Origin of the sequence: Rhodoferax sp., assembly GCF_030646845.1 — a bacterium.
Taxonomy (GTDB): domain Bacteria; phylum Pseudomonadota; class Gammaproteobacteria; order Burkholderiales; family Burkholderiaceae_C; genus Rhodoferax.
On the sequence record NZ_JAUSLE010000049.1, the window covers coordinates 1 to 17,986 of the forward strand.

At 58.0% G+C, this 17,986-nt stretch carries 20 protein-coding genes and 1 pseudogene; 14 read left to right on the top strand and 7 right to left on the bottom strand.

Annotated features, from left to right (window positions below):
• The 4 genes from Q7T10_RS11280 to Q7T10_RS11295 form a co-directional block, all read left to right on the top strand.
• Positions 1-1,711: bifunctional aconitate hydratase 2/2-methylisocitrate dehydratase (locus Q7T10_RS11280; protein WP_304748230.1), on the top strand; the 1,711-nt coding region annotated here is incomplete at its 5' end.
• 127 nt (positions 1,712-1,838) lie between these two features.
• Entirely contained in the window at positions 1,839-2,207 is a 369-nt protein-coding gene (locus Q7T10_RS11285; protein WP_304748232.1) for a DMT family protein, read from the top strand.
• Positions 2,208-2,310: 103 nt separating this feature from the next.
• A complete protein-coding gene (locus tag Q7T10_RS11290) occupies positions 2,311-2,958 on the top strand; it encodes a DUF47 domain-containing protein (protein ID WP_304748234.1) in 648 nt (215 codons plus the stop codon).
• Between the two features lie 13 nt (positions 2,959-2,971).
• Positions 2,972-3,982, top strand: a complete 1,011-nt coding sequence (locus Q7T10_RS11295; RefSeq protein WP_304748236.1) for an inorganic phosphate transporter — start codon at positions 2,972-2,974, stop codon at positions 3,980-3,982.
• Positions 3,983-4,037: 55 nt separating this feature from the next.
• Here the strand turns inward: Q7T10_RS11295 and Q7T10_RS11300 are convergent, their stop codons facing one another.
• Positions 4,038-4,484: an NINE protein gene (locus tag Q7T10_RS11300; RefSeq protein ID WP_304748237.1), complete on the bottom strand. Its 447-nt coding sequence runs from the start codon at positions 4,482-4,484 to the stop codon at positions 4,038-4,040.
• 6 nt (positions 4,485-4,490) lie between these two features.
• Positions 4,491-5,018: a GNAT family N-acetyltransferase gene (locus Q7T10_RS11305; RefSeq protein WP_304748238.1), complete on the bottom strand. Its 528-nt coding sequence runs from the start codon at positions 5,016-5,018 to the stop codon at positions 4,491-4,493.
• 134 nt (positions 5,019-5,152) lie between these two features.
• Here Q7T10_RS11305 and rpsP point away from each other — a divergent pair, with 134 nt between their 5' ends.
• The 7 genes from rpsP (at position 5,153) to hisC (ending at position 10,312) form a co-directional block, all read left to right on the top strand.
• Positions 5,153-5,404, top strand: coding sequence for a 30S ribosomal protein S16 (gene rpsP / locus Q7T10_RS11310; protein WP_304748239.1), 252 nt, complete (start codon positions 5,153-5,155; stop codon positions 5,402-5,404).
• A 96-nt stretch (positions 5,405-5,500) separates the two neighbouring features.
• Complete coding sequence (gene rimM / locus Q7T10_RS11315; protein WP_304748260.1) at positions 5,501-6,064, top strand: ribosome maturation factor RimM; 564 nt, start codon at positions 5,501-5,503, stop codon at positions 6,062-6,064.
• Positions 6,065-6,074: 10 nt separating this feature from the next.
• A complete protein-coding gene (gene trmD / locus Q7T10_RS11320; protein WP_304748241.1) occupies positions 6,075-6,821 on the top strand; it encodes a tRNA (guanosine(37)-N1)-methyltransferase TrmD in 747 nt (248 codons plus the stop codon).
• Positions 6,822-6,960: 139 nt separating this feature from the next.
• Positions 6,961-7,347, top strand: coding sequence for a 50S ribosomal protein L19 (rplS, locus tag Q7T10_RS11325; RefSeq protein ID WP_304748243.1), 387 nt, complete (start codon positions 6,961-6,963; stop codon positions 7,345-7,347).
• A 120-nt stretch (positions 7,348-7,467) separates the two neighbouring features.
• A complete protein-coding gene (locus Q7T10_RS11330; protein WP_304748245.1) occupies positions 7,468-8,142 on the top strand; it encodes a CoA pyrophosphatase in 675 nt (224 codons plus the stop codon).
• Positions 8,143-8,167: 25 nt separating this feature from the next.
• Positions 8,168-9,154: a CobD/CbiB family protein gene (locus Q7T10_RS11335; protein WP_304748247.1), complete on the top strand. Its 987-nt coding sequence runs from the start codon at positions 8,168-8,170 to the stop codon at positions 9,152-9,154.
• Between the two features lie 75 nt (positions 9,155-9,229).
• Positions 9,230-10,312: a histidinol-phosphate transaminase gene (gene hisC / locus Q7T10_RS11340; protein WP_304748261.1), complete on the top strand. Its 1,083-nt coding sequence runs from the start codon at positions 9,230-9,232 to the stop codon at positions 10,310-10,312.
• Here hisC and rsgA read toward each other — a convergent pair.
• From rsgA to Q7T10_RS11355, 3 genes are read right to left on the bottom strand one after another with little or no spacing between them, the layout of a single operon-like run.
• Positions 10,289-11,209 (bottom strand): ribosome small subunit-dependent GTPase A, encoded by a 921-nt coding sequence (gene rsgA / locus Q7T10_RS11345; protein ID WP_304748248.1) that lies wholly within the window; start codon positions 11,207-11,209, stop codon positions 10,289-10,291. The two genes, hisC and rsgA, sit on opposite strands and share 24 nt — an antisense overlap.
• 25 nt (positions 11,210-11,234) lie before the next feature.
• The gene (locus Q7T10_RS11350) at positions 11,235-11,570 is read right to left on the bottom strand and encodes a 4a-hydroxytetrahydrobiopterin dehydratase (RefSeq protein ID WP_304748250.1); all 336 of its coding nucleotides are present in this window, start codon (positions 11,568-11,570) and stop codon (positions 11,235-11,237) included.
• A 31-nt stretch (positions 11,571-11,601) separates the two neighbouring features.
• Positions 11,602-12,879 carry a M48 family metallopeptidase gene (locus Q7T10_RS11355; RefSeq protein ID WP_304748253.1) on the bottom strand — a complete coding sequence of 426 codons (1,278 nt, stop codon included), beginning with the start codon at positions 12,877-12,879 and terminating at the stop codon, positions 11,602-11,604.
• A 37-nt stretch (positions 12,880-12,916) separates the two neighbouring features.
• Here Q7T10_RS11355 and orn point away from each other — a divergent pair, with 37 nt between their 5' ends.
• Both orn and Q7T10_RS11365 read left to right on the top strand, forming a co-directional pair.
• Complete coding sequence (gene orn, locus Q7T10_RS11360) at positions 12,917-13,504, top strand: oligoribonuclease (protein ID WP_304748255.1); 588 nt, start codon at positions 12,917-12,919, stop codon at positions 13,502-13,504.
• A 239-nt stretch (positions 13,505-13,743) separates the two neighbouring features.
• Complete coding sequence (locus Q7T10_RS11365) at positions 13,744-15,630, top strand: DEAD/DEAH box helicase (RefSeq protein WP_304748256.1); 1,887 nt, start codon at positions 13,744-13,746, stop codon at positions 15,628-15,630.
• Between the two features lie 144 nt (positions 15,631-15,774).
• On the opposite strand, the gene Q7T10_RS11370 is transcribed toward Q7T10_RS11365, so the two are convergent.
• Positions 15,775-16,005 (bottom strand): hypothetical protein, encoded by a 231-nt coding sequence (locus Q7T10_RS11370; RefSeq protein ID WP_304748257.1) that lies wholly within the window; start codon positions 16,003-16,005, stop codon positions 15,775-15,777.
• A 733-nt stretch (positions 16,006-16,738) separates the two neighbouring features.
• Between Q7T10_RS11370 and Q7T10_RS11375 the strand changes: the two genes are divergently transcribed.
• Positions 16,739-17,743: a hypothetical protein gene (locus Q7T10_RS11375; RefSeq protein WP_304748258.1), complete on the top strand. Its 1,005-nt coding sequence runs from the start codon at positions 16,739-16,741 to the stop codon at positions 17,741-17,743.
• 55 nt (positions 17,744-17,798) lie between these two features.
• On the opposite strand, the pseudogene Q7T10_RS11380 reads toward Q7T10_RS11375, so the two are convergent.
• Positions 17,799-17,930: pseudogene (locus Q7T10_RS11380) on the bottom strand (IS3 family transposase); the annotation flags it as partial.
• Between the last annotated feature and the right edge of the window lie 56 nt (positions 17,931-17,986).

The window sequence follows — 17,986 nt, forward strand, 5'->3', positions numbered from 1 at the left end:
GGACGTGAGCAAGCTCGAAATGGGCGACGTGATCGACATCCACCCCTACGACGGCAAGATCACCAGGAACGGTGCTCCGCTGGTCGAATTCCAGCTGCGCAGCGACGTGCTGTTCGACGAAGTGCGTGCCGGTGGCCGCATCAACCTGATCATCGGCCGCTCGCTGACCGCCAAGGCGCGCGAGTTCCTGGGGCTGCCCGCCTCAACGCTGTTCCGTCTGCCGACCACACCCGTGGCGACCAAGGCCGGCTTCACGCTGGCGCAGAAGATGGTCGGCCGCGCGGTGGGTCTGCCCGAAGGCTTCGGCGTGCGTCCTGGCACCTACTGCGAACCCAAGATGACCACGGTGGGCTCCCAAGACACCACCGGCCCGATGACGCGCGACGAACTCAAAGACCTGGCCTGCCTGGGCTTTTCGGCCGACCTGGTGATGCAGTCCTTCTGCCACACGGCGGCTTATCCCAAGCCGGTGGACGTGAAGATGCACCACGAGTTGCCGGACTTCATCAGCACGCGCGGCGGCGTGCCGCTGCGTCCGGTCGACGGCATCATCCATAGCTGGCTCAACCGCATGTTGTTGCCTGACACCGTGGGCACCGGTGGTGACAGCCACACCCGTTTCCCGATCGGCATCAGCTTCCCTGCCGGCTCCGGTCTGGTGGCGTTTGGTGCCGCGACGGGTGTCATGCCTCTGGACATGCCTGAATCGGTGCTGGTACGCTTCAAAGGCGAGATGCAGTCAGGCATCACCCTGCGCGATCTGGTCAACGCCATCCCGCTGTACGCCATCAAGGCCGGTCTGTTGACCGTGGCCAAGCAGGGCAAGAAGAACATCTTTTCGGGCCGTATTCTGGAGATTGAAGGACTGCCTGACCTCAAGGTGGAACAGGCCTTTGAGCTGAGCGACGCATCTGCCGAACGCAGCGCCGGTGGCTGCACTGTGCACCTGAACAAAGAGCCGATCATCGAGTACATCACCAGCAACATCACGATGTTGAAGTGGATGATTGCCGAGGGTTACTCGGACGTGCGTACCATCAACCGCCGCATCAAGGCGATGGAGGCCTGGCTGGCGGATCCGCAACTGCTCAAGGGCGACGCGGACGCCGAATATGCTGCCGTCATCGAAATTGATCTGGCCGACATTCACGAACCCATCGTGGCCTGCCCGAACGATCCGGACGATGTGAAGACCCTCAGTGAAGTCGCCGGTGCCAAGATCGATGAGGTCTTCATCGGCTCCTGCATGACCAACATCGGCCACTTCCGGGCTGCCAGCAAGCTGTTGGAAAACAAGCGCGATATCCCGGTCAAGCTGTGGATGGCGCCACCTACCAAGATGGACGCCAAGCAACTCAGCGAGGAAGGCCACTACGGCGTGCTGGGTTCGGCCGGTGCGCGCATGGAAATGCCGGGTTGCAGCCTGTGCATGGGTAACCAGGCGCAGGTCAAGGAAGGGGCTACCGTCTTTTCCACAAGCACGCGCAACTTCCCCAACCGTCTTGGCAAGAACAGCAACGTCTACCTGGGCAGTGCCGAACTCGCCGCCATTTGCTCCAAGCTGGGGCGGATCCCGACCAAAGCCGAGTACATGGCGGACATGGGCGTACTGACAGCGGCCAGCGACACGGTCTACCAGTATCTGAACTTTGACAAGGTGCAGGATTACACGGACGCTGCCGCTTCCGTCAAGGAAGGCGCCGCGGTTTAACCGCTGCTGGCATCACCGTGAAACCCTGCCGCGGCAGGGTGCAGCCGCTCTCAAGCGCTCCACAACCCAGGTTGTGGAGCGCTTTTTCGTATGGGGCGCAGGCCAATGGTGCGGGATAATTCAGCGCATGAACGCGTTCCAATCCATTCCGCTGTCGCTGCAGACGGTTCTCTTACTGGTCGGTAGCAACATTTTCATGACTTTTGCCTGGTACGGTCATCTGAAAAACTTGGCGACCTCACCGTGGTACATCGCCGCGCTGGTCAGTTGGGGTATTGCGCTGTTTGAGTACGCGTTGCAGGTGCCGGCCAACCGCATTGGCTACCAGCAGGCCGGTTTCAGCATGGGTCAACTCAAAATCGTGCAGGAGGTGATCACCCTTGCGGTATTTGTGCCGTTTGCCTTGCTGTATCTGAAGGAGCCGTTCAAGCTGGACTACCTGTGGGCGGCGCTGTGCATGGTGGGTGCTGTCTACTTTATCTTTCGCGGCGCCTGAGCAATTTCCCCGGCCACGCGGCGTGCATTTCCAAAGGCGGCGGTTACACTCCTCGCAGTCATCGAATCGTCATCTGACTGACACGTTTTTCCTGGAGTGAGCGATGCTGTTTGCCAAGTTGCTGCCTCGCGAAGGCAATTTTTTTGAAATGTTCAACCAGCACGCAGACCGCATTGTCGAAGCGGCCCGTGCGTTCTCCAAACTGGTGGCCAATTACAGCGATCCTCACCTGCGTCAGCAATACAACCAGGATGTGGATGACGCCGAACGCGCGGCCGACCGGGTGACGCATGAAGTCAACAAGGCCATCCACAAGACCTTCATCACGCCGATCGACCGCGAGCAGATTCATTCGCTGATCAACACGATGGACGATATCGCGGATCTGATCCAGGACTCGGCCGAGACGATGGCGCTGTATGACGTGCACCATATGACCGACGAAATTGTTCGCCTGACCGATGTCAGCGTGAAATGCTGTGAGCGCGTGCGCGACGCCGTGAAGATGTTGGCCAAGATTGCTGATCCGGCAACTGCCGAAGCGGCGCTCAAGACCTGCGAAGAGATCGACCAGCTCGAGTCGGACGCTGACCGCATCATGCGCAGTGCCATGAGCAAACTTTTTCGGGAAGAGCCCGATGTGCGCGAAGTGATCAAGCTCAAGGCAATCTACGAATTGCTGGAGACCATCACCGACAAGTGCGAGGACGTCGCCAATGTCATCGAGGGCATCGTCCTCGAGAACTCCTGAGGCGGTACCGGTCATGACGTCGGTTCAGGTCGGACTGTGGGTGGTTGTGCTGCTGGTCGTACTGGCGCTGGCCTTCGATTTCATGAACGGGTTTCATGATGCGGCCAACTCGATTGCCACCGTTGTTTCCACTGGCGTGTTGAAGCCTGGGCAGGCGGTCCTGTTTGCAGCGGTCTTCAACTTCGTTGCGATTTTTGTTTTTCAATTCAGCGTGGCAGCCACCATCGGGAAAGGCCTGGCCGAGCCTGGCGTGGTGGACATGCACGTCGTTTTTGGAGCGCTCGTGGGCGCCATCAGCTGGAACTTCATCACCTGGTATTACGGTATTCCGAGCAGTTCGTCACACGCGCTGATTGGCGGCATTGTGGGGGCCGTCATGTTCAAGGCGGGCGCGTCGGCACTGGTGTTTGCTAGCTTGATGAAGACCGTGGTTTTCATATTTGTGTCACCCCTGATGGGGTTTCTGCTGGGGTCAGTCATGCTGATCGCGGTCTCCTGGACTTTTCGTCGCAGTACGCCCAGTCGCGTCGACCGGTGGTTCCGACGGATGCAGCTGGTGTCTGCCGGTGCTTACAGTCTGGGCCACGGCGGCAATGATGCGCAGAAAACAATCGGGATCGTCTGGATGCTGCTGATCGCCACCGGCTATGCCGCAGTCGGCGACAAATCGCCACCGTCCTGGGTGGTGCTCAGTTGCTACACAGCGATCTCACTGGGTACCTTGTTCGGCGGCTGGCGCATTGTCAAGACCATGGGGCAACGGCTCACCAAACTCAAGCCAGTGCACGGGTTTTGTGCCGAAACGGGGGGCGCCATCACGCTTTTCACCGCGGCGGCGCTGGGCATTCCCGTCTCGACAACCCACACCATCACCGGGGCTATCGTGGGTGTTGGTGCCACCCGGCGCGCCAGCGCTGTGCGTTGGGGAGTGGCGGGCAACATCGTCTGGGCCTGGATCTTCACAATTCCAGCCAGTGCGCTGGTGGCGGCCATTGCTTACTGGATCAGCTTGCAGATCTTTTGATGCGGTAGAAATCTGGCTGGCCGAAATTGCCTGAGGAGCAATGCCGGCAATGGTGTCATTGCGATATCTTGCGCGCCTCTTCGATCTGGTATTCAAAATATCGCTGGAAACTGAACACAATACTGCTCATCAGGACGGTGGTGCCAACCAGCAGCGCCATCGCGATGGCAGCAATCGTGAACCAGTTGGTCCGCCCTGGCGCGGCATCCGGCGGCGCTGACGGATTGAATCGGGTATTCCATTTTTCGGGCGTCATCAGTCCATAGACGATGGCGTTGAGGGCGCAACCGGCGATGGTGAAGCCCAGGAGTGGAATCAACACCCAGCTCCACTGATCGTCCACTCCGTTTTTTTGCACCCGCTCAATGCCGTACAGGCCCAAGGCAGTGGGCAGGGGAAGCAGCCATCCCAGCATGTCACCCATGCCCCGCAAATAGAAGCGATGCAGACCCAACGGTCCGCCAATAAAGGCCAGCCAAGCCGCGATGTTTTTGTTTTTCATGAATGCCTATTGTTGTTGTGGAGCGCAGGTGTCGCCCAGTCCCAGAGCCTTGTCCATCATGACCACATCCCGCCATTGATCGAATTTCCAGCCACAGGATTTGAGAACACCCACCAAGGAAAACCCGACAGAGCGGTGTACTGCGATGGATCCGGTATTGGCCGAGTCGCCAATGACCGCAATCAATTTTCGCACGCCTGCTTTTTCGGCCTGTACCGCGAGTTCCGTCAGCAACGCGCGCCCGAGACCTCGCCCTTGCGCGTCAGGGGCCAGGTAGATCGAATCTTCGGCCGAGAACCGATAGGCGGGACGTGGCTTGAACCAGTTGCAATAGGCAAAGCCCAGCACTCTCGTCCCGTCGACCGCCACCAGGTAGGGCAAGCCCTTCGCCAGTACCTCCGTTCGGCGCTCTGCCATGTCGCTTTGGGATGGGGGATCAAGCTCAAAAGTGCCGGTACCGCCAAGCACGTGATGGGCATAAATGGCAGTAATGGCCGGGATATCTTCGGGAAGGCTGGGACGGATGATGGGCATAAAAATAGGAAACGTTATAATGGCCGGCTATTCAGTGTGTCGCTGGCCGGGTGGCCATGTCGCGTGTCTCAAACGCTGGATTAAGTGCTGAACTAAATGGTGGAAATAAATCTCCGCCACCCAAAGGATAAATCATGGTCGTCATCCGACTCGCCCGTGGCGGTGCAAAAGCACGCCCGTTTTTCAATATTGTTGTTGCTGACAAGCGTACCCGTCGTGACGGCCGCTTCATTGAGCGCATCGGTTTTTACAACCCGATTGCAACCGCCAGTGAAGAGAGCATCCGCATTGCACAGGACCGCTTGACTTACTGGAAAAGCGTCGGCGCTCAGGCATCTCCCACCGTGGAACGCCTGATCAATCAAGCTGCCAAAAAAGCGGCCTGAAGTTTTATGGCCCCCATGCTTGCCGCTTCGCGTGCTGCGCTGTCCCCCAACGGGGCCGCAGTCGCCTTGGGGCGGCCCGGCGGCGCCTGATTTGTGATGTTGCCTGGCCTCGAAGCCGCCGAACTGCCGGCGGACGCAGTCGAAGTCGGGCGCATCGCTGATGCCTGGGGCATCAAAGGCTGGTTCAAAGTCCTGCCTCACAGCGCCGATCCCGAGGCGCTTTTTTCTTCCAAGCGCTGGTTTCTCATGCCGTCTGAGCGGGGTGCAAAAACCTTCTCCGGCGTCGCCAAACTGGCCGTCATCGAAGCCAAGATCCATTCCAATACGGTCGTCGCCTCGGCACGTGAGGTGAATGATCGCACGGCGGCCGAAGCCTTGCGTGGGGCTCGCATCTTCGTATCCCGCTCCAGTTTTCCAACGGCTGAAAAAGACGAATACTACTGGGTCGACCTGATCGGGCTGAACGTCGTCAATCGCGAAGGCGTGGCACTGGGAACGGTCAAGGAATTGCTCTCTACCGGCGCGCAAACCGTGCTGGTGATGGACTACGAACAGGATGGCAAGACGCAAGAGCGAATGATTCCTTTTGTATCGGTTTACGTCGATGACGTTGATTTGCCCGGCCGGCGCATTCTGGTGGACTGGCAACCCGATTTTTGAGTCTTGCCTCATGCGGTTTGACATCCTCACGCTTTTCCCCGAATTGTTTGCGCCGCTGTTGACCAGCGGTATCACACGCCGCGCGTTCGAATCCGGCCAGGTTGATGTCCGATTGTCCAATCCGCGCGATTTTGCTTCCGGAAACTACAAGCGGGTGGATGACCGGCCCTTTGGTGGCGGTCCGGGCATGGTCATGATGGCCGAACCACTGGACCAATGCCTGAAAAACATCCAGGCGCAGCGCACTGACGCGGTGCCGGTGGTGCTTTTTTCACCGGCGGGCAAGGCGCTCAACCATGCCATGGTGGCGCGTTGGGCCGACAGCCAGGGTGCCATTCTGATTTGCGGCCGCTATGAGGGGCTTGACCAGCGCTTCATTGAAGAACACGTGACCGAGCAGATCAGTCTCGGCGATTTTGTGCTATCGGGTGGCGAAATTGCTGCCATGGCCTTGCTCGATGCGGTGGCTCGCCTGCAGCCGGGTGTTTTGAACGCAGCTGACAGCCATGAGCAGGACAGTTTCAATCCCATATTGGATGGGTTGCTCGATTGCCCGCACTACACCCGTCCTGAGAACTGGGCGGGCAGGGCGGTGCCGGACGTGCTGTTGTCGGGTCACCATGCCCAGATTGAGCGCTGGCGGCGCGAGCAGCGGCTGGCGATCACTGCCCGACTGCGGCCGGAATTGATTGTCCAGGCGCGGCAGGCTGGCCGCTTGAGTCCAACGGATGAAGCCTTTCTTGCCAGACCGGTCTGAGCGCCAGTTCTTGGCGGGATGCACGATCAGGCTATAATGTGAGGCTTACCGATCCTCTGGCTGACCGCTTCATTGCGTTTGCAGCGAAGCTTTGGTGTCAATCCCGACACAGGTGCTGCCAAGATCATTAGAGGACATCATGAATCTGATTCAAATCCTTGAGCAGGAAGAAATTGCTCGTCTTGGGAAAGTCATTCCCGAATTCGCCCCCGGTGACACCGTCATTGTGAGTGTCAATGTGGTTGAAGGTACCCGCAAGCGCGTGCAGGCCTATGAAGGTGTTGTGATTGCCAAGCGCAATCGCGGCCTCAACAGTGGCTTCATTGTTCGCAAAATCTCCAGCGGTGAGGGTGTTGAGCGTACGTTCCAGACCTACAGCCCGCTGATTGCCAGCATCGAAGTCAAGCGCCGCGGTGACGTGCGCCGTGCCAAGCTGTACTACCTGCGTGACCGTAGCGGCAAGTCGGCTCGTATTAAGGAAAAGCTGCCAGCCAAGAAAACCGCTACCAAGACAGCTGCTGCATAAAGCGAGTTGTTCCAAAAGAAGCCGCCTCAGCTTATGCTTGTGGCGGCTTTTTTGTTTCAGATCCTTACTCATACCGCTTCCCGTACTCTTCTCGTGTCGTCCAACTCATCCGATAAACCCGTGTCCCGGTTGCCGCATTTCGATCCGCGTCAGGTGCCGGTAGAGAGAGTCGATTCACACCTGCCTGCAGTACCCCTGGCGTCTTTGCAGCCGGCGGCCTTGCGCCAACGCTTTGCCACACCGCCTGTGTGGGAGCCCGAACTGCTGGCGGAGAAAAAGTTTGTGGATCGGGCGCCACTGCATGCCTCGGTGCTGGTGCCCATCGTGATGCGCGAACACCCGACTGTCTTGTTGACTGAACGCACGATGCATCTTTCAACCCATTCCGGGCAAATTGCCTTCCCGGGTGGCAAGGCGGACGAAGACGATGCCGATGCGTCGGCGACGGCCTTGCGTGAGGCGCAGGAAGAGGTCGGACTGGATCCCGCTTTTGTGCAGGTGCTGGGTGTTCTGCCACACTATGTAACGGGATCGGCCTTCATCATTTCGCCGGTCATTGCCCTGGTGCAGCCGGGCTTCACGCTCACGCCCAACGCCTATGAAGTGGCTGATGTTTTCGAAGTACCACTGGAGTTTCTGATGAACCCGGCGCATCATCAGCGTCATGCCTTTGAGTGGGAAGGGGTTCGGCGCGAATGGTTCTCGATGCCTTACCAGGATCAGACGACGCAACGCTTCATCTGGGGTGCCACAGCAGGCATGCTGCGCAACTTCTACCGGCTGCTGTCAGCCTGACGCGCTCTGCCGCTATGATGACCGCATGAGCTTTATCTCTGTGCTTCTTGCCCTGCTGCTGGAGCAGGCACGTCCCTTGGGCCGGGGTAACCCGGTGCATGCCGGCCTGCGCGCCTGGGTGCGCTGGAGTACCCGAAACTTTGACGCGGGCAAGTCGTTTCACGGCTGGCTGGCTTGGGGTTTTGCTGTGGGCGGACCAACATTGGCGGCACTGGCCATCTACTGGGTACTTGATGTTTTCCTGGGCTGGCCAGTGGCCATGGTGTGGAGTGTGGCGGTGCTCTATGCGACGCTGGGTTTCCGGCAATTCAGTTTCCACTTCACCCAGATTCGGGATGCCCTTGCGGAAGGAGACGAAGACCGCGCTCGCGAGCTGCTGGCGGAGTGGCAACAAATCGATGCCAGCCAGTTGCCTCGCAGCGAAATTCTCCGTCACGTGATTGAACACTCGGTGCTGGCGGCGCATCGCCATGTCTTTGGCGTCTTGGCCTGGTATGCGGTACTGGCTGCGTTTGGTTTTGGCCCGGCGGGCGCAGTGCTGTATCGCCTGAGTGAATTTGTCACCCGCTACTGGCAGCACAAAAGCAAGGCGCACCATCAGCCGGTGAGTGAAGCGCTGCAGCAGACCGCTGCTGATGCCTGGGGCGCGATTGACTGGTTGCCCGCCCGCATCACCGCAATCAGCTTTGCCGTGGTTGGCAGCTTTGAAGAAGCAATTGACGGCTGGCGCTACTATGAGCCGCGCTTTGAAGGCGACAATGATGGCGTCATTCTGGCCGCGACTTCGGGTGCCGTGAATATCAGGCTGGGCGCCGCCGCCAGCGCGGCGACTTTCCCGGCCGATGGCGCGCCTGCGATGCCCCCGGGGTCTGTGGAGAGGCGAAGCGGAGCCTCGTCGGCGCAGGTGCCGGAGTTGGCGCACCTGGCGGTCGTCGTTGGTTTGGTCTGGCGTACGGTGGTGATGTGGATGGTTCTGCTTGCGCTCTTGACGCTGGCTCGCCTGCTGGGCTAGTCTTTTTAGCTAGATACCTCGCCATCCCTCGTGTTATATGCATGAGGTGCTATCAAAATAGAAGTGAACACCCTCATGCAATCCTCGTTCTGGAGCCCCGTGGTGGGCCGGCTGGTGCCGTATGTGCCGGGCGAGCAGCCCAAGCTTGAGAAATTGGTCAAGCTCAATACCAACGAGAACCCGTACCCACCGTCACCACGCGTCATTGCGGCCATCCAGGCAGCGGCGCGGCAGGGTCTGCAACTCTATCCCGACCCCGAAGCGATGGCGCTGCGCCAGACCATTGCTGCCCATCACGGACTGGCGGTGAATCATGTATTCCCGGGTAACGGGTCCGATGAGGTTTTGGCTCACGCCTTTTTCGCGTTTTTCCAGCACGGTTGTTCGCTGCTGATGCCTGACATCAGCTACAGCTTCTACCAGGTGTATTGCGGGCTTTACGGTATTCCGGTTGAGATGGTGCCCTTGACTGAGGAAATGGTTCTTGATGTCTCGGCTTATGCGCGTGCGGATGGCGTGTCTGTGGCCGGCGTGGTCATTGCCAACCCGAACGCGCCCACCGGCATGGGTCTGCCACTGCAGCAGGTGGAGCAACTGCTGCGCCTGCACCCAAAGCGCGTCGTCCTGGTGGATGAGGCCTATGTAGATTTTGGGGGGGAGAGCGCCATTCCCCTGATTGCGCAATACCCCAATTTGCTGGTGGTGCACACCCTGTCCAAGTCGCGTTCACTGGCGGGCTTGCGGGTCGGCTTTGCTTGCGGGCAAGCTCATTTGATCGAAGCGCTGGAGCGAGTCAAGAATAGCTTCAACTCCTACCCGCTGGACCGTCTGGCGATCGCCGGTGGCGTCGCCGCCTTTGAGGACCAGGCTTACTTCGAGCAGACCCGCGCAGCGGTGCTGAATAGCCGGGAAGGGCTGGTGCTGGCGCTGGAAGACCTGGGCTTCCAGGTGTTGCCGTCACAAGCCAATTTTGTTTTTGCCCGGCATCCGCAGCAAGATGCGGCCGCCATTGCCGCCGGGCTGCGCGCGCGCGGCGTGCTGGTGCGGCATTTCAGACTGCCCCGCATCGAGCAGTACTTGCGCATCAGCATTGGCACGCCAGCGCAATGCGATGAACTGGTACAGGCTTTAGGCTCAGTACTTTCTGGCCTGGCTTAGCTCGGCATACAAGTCGCTATAGATTTTATAGCGATTGGCGCTTATTCCATCAGGGCTGCCGTCTGGTTTTACTGCTGCCATCACGCCGCAGCCCGGTTCATGCAGGTGGCTGCAGTTGTAGAACTTGCAGTTGGCCACATGCGGTTTGAGGTCCGGCATGTAGGCCGCCAGCTGTGCCGGGTCGATGTGGTTCAGGCCGAACTCCTGGAAACCCGGCGAATCAATCAACGCGGTGGTCTTGTCAGCGTCCACCCAGTACCAGGTGGTGCTGGTGGTGGTGTGCTTGCCTGAATTCAGTGCCTGCGAGATCTCGCCGGTCTGGGCCAGGGCACCGGGCGCGAGCAAATTGATCAAGGTGCTCTTGCCCGCCCCCGATGGCCCCAGCACCAGCGTTGTTTTGCCGTGCAGCAGCTTCAGAAGTTCCGCGTGATCGACGTCAGGCGATGCCTTGAGTGACAGCGGCAACACGCCGTAGTGCATTTGCCGGTACGGCCGCAGCCACTCCCAGGCGCGGGCGAAGGGTTCGACCAGATCGCTTTTGTTGAGCGCGATGATGGGCGTGATGTGCTCGGCCTCCGCTGCGATCAGGGCGCGCGAGAGCTGGCTGCTGGAGAACTCGGGTTCCGCCGCGATCAGGATGAGGATCTGGTCCAGATTGGCCGCAAACGACTTGGTGCGAATTTCGTCCTGGCGGTAGAACACATTGCGCCGTGCTTCGATCTTCTCAATGGTGCCCTCATCCTGCGAGGCCTGCCACAGAACCCGATCACCCACCAGCCCCTGACTTTTCTTGCCGCGCGAGTGGCAGATCAGTCGCCGGCCGTCGGGCGTTTCCACCAGAAAATGCCGGCCATAGTTGGCGACGATCAATCCGCGTTCGAGCGTGGGCTGTGCCATCAGTGGAAGCTCTTATATTGGGCGGTCATGCCAGCAGGGCGTCAACCAGCGCCGCACAGTCAAAGTCCGTCATGGAAAGACCGCCCACGTCATGGGTGTTGAAGCGCACCACGCAGCGGTTGAAATGCACGGACAGGTCCGGGTGGTGATCCTGCGCGTGGGCGATGAAGGCCACTGCGTTCACGAAGGAAATGGTTTCGTAATAGTTGGCAAAGGTGAATGTCTTTTCAATGGCCACAGCGGCGCCATCGCCGGTCAGCCTCCAGCCTTCCAGCTTGGCCAGATTTGCTACAACTTCCGTAGCTGTCAGCGCCCGTCTGACGAGGGCTGACCAGTCTTTCTTCTTCAACATTGTGGGCATGGTGCGGGTGTCTCGCAGGTGTTTTCCATGGTCACGCCATCATCCGGGCCAGGCGTTCGGACGCCGGTGGGTGCGAGTAGTGGAACTTCACATAGACCGGGTCGGGTGTCAGGGTCGAGGCGTTATCTTCGTACAACTTGAGCAGCGCGGTGGCAAGGTCCGGGCCATTGGTATGCAGCACGGCATAGGCGTCAGCTTCAAACTCGTGTTTGCGCGAGAGCTGGGCAAACAGCGGCGCGATGAAGAAGCTGAATACTGGCACGGCGAGCATGAACAGCAGCAGCGCCAGCGCATCATTGGGGGCGCTCAGGTTGGGCTGTACCCCCAGCCCGGTATAAAACCAGGCCTTTGTCGCCAGCCAGCCCAGCAGGGCAAAACCCAGCAGGCTCAAGGCAAACAGAGACACGATGCGTTTGATGATGTGCTTGTGCTTGAAGTGACCCAGCTCGTGCGCCAGCACCGCGTCAACCTCATCGGCAGACAGTTTGGCCAGCAGCGTGTCATAGAACACCACGCGCTTGGCGGCGCCGAAGCCGGTGAAGTACGCGTTGGCGTGGGCGCTGCGTTTGGAGCCATCCATCACAAACAGCCCCTTGGCCGCGAAGCCGCAACGTTTCATCAATGCCGTGACGCGTGCCTTGAGCGTTTCGTCTTCCAGGGGCGCGAACTTGTTGAACAGCGGCGCGATGAAGGTGGGGTAGATCAGCAACAACAGCAAGTTGAAGCCCATCCAGACGCCCCAGGCCCACAGCCACCACCATGCGCCGGCAGCGCCCATCATCCACAGAATCAGTGCCGCAATCGGCAGGCCAACGACTGCACCGATCAGACCGGACTTGAGCAAATCCAGTACCCAGAGTTTGAACGTCATTTTGTTGAAGCCGAACCGTTCCTCGATCACGAAGGTCCGGTACAGGGTCACGGGCAGGTCAATCAGGCCGCTGATCAGCACAAATGCCGCCAGGAGTGCAACTTGTTGTCCCATGCCGCCGTCCAGCCACTCGAGCAGCGCCTGATTGAGGCTGGAGAGCCCGCCTAACAGCGTCCACCCCAGAAGCACGGCAGCACCCAGGGCCAGCTCCAGCAAGCCAAAACGGGCTTTGGCGATGGTGTAGTCGGCCGCCTTTTGATGGGCCGCCAGGGTGATGGTGTGCGAGAAGGCTGGCGGCACTTCTGCGCGGTGTTTCGATACATGCCGGATCTGCCGCGAGCTGAGCCAGAAGTTCAGCACCAGACCTGCGAGCAGCGCAGCCGCAAAAGTGAAAGTCAGCAGCAATGAAGCGGGAAAAGGGGAAATCGAGTCAGCCATGGCGCCCGAGTTTAGGCCATCAGCGACAATTCCGGCCATGGACGTTACGAACACCCCCCCGGCAGGCCTTGCGCTTGCCAAATCCGACCAAAACCTCATCTGGCTTGATTGCGAGATGACGGGTCTCGACCCGGAGGTGGAGCGGATTATTGAAATCGCGGTCATCGTGACCGGCCCCAAACTCGAATGCCGAATCGAAGGCCCCGTGCTGGTCATCCACCAGAGTAATGAGCTACTCGACAAGATGGACAACTGGAACAAGGGCACCCACGGCAAGACCGGCCTGATCGACAAGGTCAAGGCATCGACCTTGTCCGAGGCGGATGCTGAAGCGCAGCTGATTGACTTCCTGAGCCAGTACGTGCCGAAGAAGGGCTCGCCCATGTGTGGCAACAGCATCGGACAGGACCGGCGCTTCCTGGCCAAGTACATGCCCAAGCTGGAAGTCTTTTTCCACTACCGAAACCTGGATGTGAGCACGCTCAAGGAGCTGTCCAAACGCTGGCGGCCCGAGGTCTACAACTCGTTCAAAAAGCAGCAGCGCCATACGGCCCTGGCCGATGTGCATGAGTCGATCGACGAGCTTGAACACTACCGCCAACACTTCCTCAAGCTGGGCGATTAGGTAGAAACCCGAATCTGTGACATAATCCAAGGCTGCGCTGCAAACAGCAGTGCATATTTGTACATCTCCCTTCATTCACTGGGTCCAAAGCAGATTCGCATAAGCGGCATTGCGCAAAAGGACCCCCAGCGCTGATTGAACTCCTTGTGAGTCAGAGCAGGTTCCGTTTGATGGTTGATGTTTTTTAACCATTGACGGAGCAGTCGCATACCCTGCGGCGCTCGCGTGTGAGTAAATTCATGACTGACGCTATCCAAGCGACAGGCGAATCATCGCTTGTCGAAAATTTTTCCAATGACACCGCCGAGATGACGCAAAACGTCGTCCAGTCAACTGACGCAATCGAGGCCGCAGAGCCCGTTGCAGAAGTCCCCAATGGTTTCCTGGCCCTGGGCCTGGCGCCCGAGTTGATTCAAGCGGTGAAGGACCTGGGTTTCACCCAGCCCACCACCGTGCAGCTGAAGACCATTCCCATTGCCATGCAAGGTCACGGTGCTGCTGATGGCGCCGCTCGTTTTACCGACCTGATGGTGTCCAGCCAGACCGGCAGTGGCAAAACAGCCGCTTTCCTGTTGCCCGTGCTGCACACCTTGCTGACGCAAATGGCGCAAGCCGAAGCAAAAGAGAAGGCTGATTTTGAGCAAGCCGTGGCGGAAGCTACAGCCAAAGGCGAGGCGCCTCCCAAGCGCGCCAAGCGCAAAGACCCGACCAATCCCCGCCATTTCGCACCTGCTGCACCTGGCGCCCTGATTGTCTGCCCGACGCGTGAACTGGCCCAGCAGGTAGCACATGACGCCATTGACCTGGTGCAGCATTGCCGCGGCCTGCGCGTGGCCAACATCGTTGGTGGCATGCCTTACCAACTGCAAATTGCCAAGCTGCAAAATGCCAACCTCGTGGTCGCCACACCTGGCCGTTTGCTGGATCTGCAACGCTCCATGCAAATCAAGTTGGACCAGGTTCAATTCCTGGTGGTTGACGAAGCTGACCGTATGCTGGATCTGGGCTTCTCCGATGACCTGGCTGACATCAACCAGCTGACCATCCAGCGCAAGCAGACCATGATGTTCAGCGCCACTTTTGCGCCGCGCATCCAGCAGTTGGCTTCACGCGTCATGCGCGATCCGCAGAAACTGCAAATCGATTCACCGCAAGAAAAACACGCCAACATCAGCCAGAAGCTGTTCTGGGCCGACAACGCTCAGCACAAGCGCAAGCTGCTGGACCACTGGTTGCGTGACACCACTATCAACCAGGCGATTGTCTTCGCCAGCACCCAAATCGAGTGCGACGGCTTGGCCAATGACCTGCAGCAAGAAGGCTTCTCCGCCGTGGCATTGCACGGTGCCTTGAGCCAGGGTCTGCGTAACCGCCGTTTGATGGCATTGCGTCAAGGTCAGGTGCAAATCCTGGTGGCAACTGACGTGGCAGCGCGCGGTATTGACGTGCCCACCGTGACCCACGTGTTCAATTTCGGCTTGCCGATGAAGGCCGAGGATTACACCCACCGTATTGGCCGTACTGGTCGTGCCGGGCGTGACGGTATTGCCGTGACCTTTGCCGAGTTCCGTGATCGCCGCAAGATCATGGACATCGAGTTCCACAGCCATCACCAATTCAAGGGTGAGACCATTCCTGGCATGGAGCCGCAGCAGCGCTTCCCTGACTCACGTCCCAACAGTTTTGGTGGAGGCGGGGGCCGTGGTGGCAACGACAATCATTCCCGCGGCGATTCCCGCGGTGGCAATTTCGGCGGTGGTGGTGGTCGTTCAGGCGGTTTCGGTGCAAGCCGCGGCGGTTTCAATGACCGTAACTCTGGCGCTCCCCGTGATGCGGGCGCTGGTGGCTATCAAAACAACAACGGTGGCGGCTTCGGCGGTCAACCCGAAGGTCGCAGCTACGAGCGCAAGGGCGGCTTCAATGACCGTTTTGCCGGCGCCCGCAACGACAGCCCAGCGCCTCGTGGAGACTTTGGTGCGCCACGCGGTGATTTTGGTGCGCCGCGTGGTGATTTCGGTGCCCGCAAGCCGGCGTTTGGCAAGCCTTCATTCGCCAAGCCTGGTAACGGTGGCAAGGTCTTTGTGCCGCGTGACGCCAAGAAATGGCCTGCCAAGACTGATCGCTGATTAATCTGAAAAGAGGAAAGCCCGCAAGTATTGCTACTTGCGGGCTTTTTTATGACTGGTGATCAGCGATGCGGACTGGTGCCCCCTGGAATTACCTTGATGTGCTTTCCCGATTCATTGTGCCTAAAGGGATGCGCTCATCAATCAGCCAAGCAGATACTTCTCGACCGCTAATTTTGCATCTTCAATTCGCGCGAAAAAGCACGTTACCTGCGGTGCAGCCTTTGGCATATGGCTAGGTGGTGCCCAAAGACGACCATCGAGCCAACTGGCGGTGAAGCCACCAATGTCTTTGGGTTTCAAGGTACAGACCGGCACATCATCCAGCAATGCGGTACATAAAGTGGAAGTCTCATTCCAAGTGATGCGAGCCATAGGTACCTAATTTGAAATTTTGGAAGCACATTCTATGACGAGTCTGTTTACTTCTCGATTGGCTGCTGTCGCTTGCTTTGCAGACCGATGCCGATAGACTGGACATGGGCGCTCATACCGTCATCAGCGCCCCAAACAAAAAAGCCCGCTATCAACCAAGTAGCGAGCCTTCTAGTAATTACAGGGGATAAGTGGTGGGTCCTGACAGATTCGAACTGTCGACCTACGGATTAAGAGTGCACCGCGTGGGGCTCAAAGGTCCCGATTGCGTCATCGGCTGTCAATAAAATCAAGCACTTGCGCGAACACATCCGCATACATCCGCATTTGCTTGACGCCTGCCGCAGGTTTGAGTGCTATCACATTCGCTATCAACGCAAACCTACGGACTACCCAATGCTACACCCATCCGGGGCCCGGTCCGGTTTCCCGGAAAAGTACTTTTGCGGAAGTGTATAACCGGGGATTTGTTTCCAGTGGCCGTAGTAGCGGCCGCCCGGCAATGGTGCCGTGAATCGCCGATGTGCCAAAACGTGGCAATCGGGCTCAATGTGCCACCAATAGACGTTCTTACAAGCAGAATTCAACGTCAACTCTGCAGCGGGAGCTGACGTTCGCAAACATCCCCAAAATGAAGTGTGACAGACCAATATGAAATTCCATAATTTCCCGTTGAGCTGATGCTCCGGTCATAGATGGTTCTTACAATAAAAAATAAGAGGGAGACTACAACATGATTTCGATATCAATCAGCATTGCGTTCATTCTCGGCTATTTGGCCTCCCCGGCGAAAATCATCAATGATTTGTTGCTGTCTGTTGGGCTTGGCAACTCTCTGTTGGCTAAAGCTCTTGTAGGGCAAACAATTCAATACGTCATCCCTGCAATCCTCGTATATCTGATATTTAGCAGGGCAACCATCCGTTCACGCATCACGGTAACTGATAGAAACTTGTGGGTTCTACGCATTTGCAATGCGATATCAATTGCATATGTAGCCATTCGCTTGTTTGCCGGACTCATCCCAGGCGGTGGGCCTGGATTCGTGGTGAGTCAATTTTCAATAGTGACCATAGTTCCGGCGATTGGTATTTCATTGCTTGCCCTTGTTCAAATCGCCAGAAGGTCATTTGGGTCCACTGGTCTCGTGGGCGGCATTGCACTCTGTGTATTGGCGATAGGGGTATTGCCTTTTCGGATTTACTTACAAAAGTTTCAGGCCGGAGGAGTATGGGACGAATATTGCAAAGAGTCAGGAGACCGTTTCATTTCAAAGCCAGTTGACTTCAAGGGGCTCCAGTTTCGTAGTGTCGGCGAACTTAAAATTTTCACTTCCGTAGTAGGGCAGTCCTATTCGGAAGCACACCGCGAGTATGTTGGTGTTTCACTAATCAAACACGGCATGTTGCAAGAGTACGAGGATGTTGACCGTGACTCTATTCGTCCACCAAAGAGAATTTTCTTTACGAACGGAATTCAGGAGGAACCACTTACTAGCAGTCGGGCAACACACTCTGTCAGCCTTTCCTACCCTAGACCGAGCAAGGAGCCCCAATTCTTTCGGTTTAGCATTGTTGTGACAGACCTAAGAACGGGGCTTGTTATTGCAGAAAGCAGTCGGGTCGAAAACGTATTTGATGAGAACAAGCGCGTATGTGGCGAGGTTCGAAATGGAACTATCGACGCGAGTGATTTCGTTGGAAAAGCTCTGGGGTTGACATCGGTCGTTAGAAACTAGGTGTTCTGCACTTTTCTGGGAGTGAATCGCCCCGTGTTTCGTGGAGGCCAGTTAGTTAAAGTGAAACCGGGGTTTTGGTCGTCTCGGCGAGTTGCCGATAGTAGTTTGCCTCAGCCTCGGCCGGTGGAATATACCCAATCGGCTCCAGCAGTCGGTGGTGGTTGAACCAGGACACCCATTCAAGGGTACGCTACCGCTTGGGTCGACCCCAATAGAGAAAGAAAAAATCCGCGCAGAGGCGGA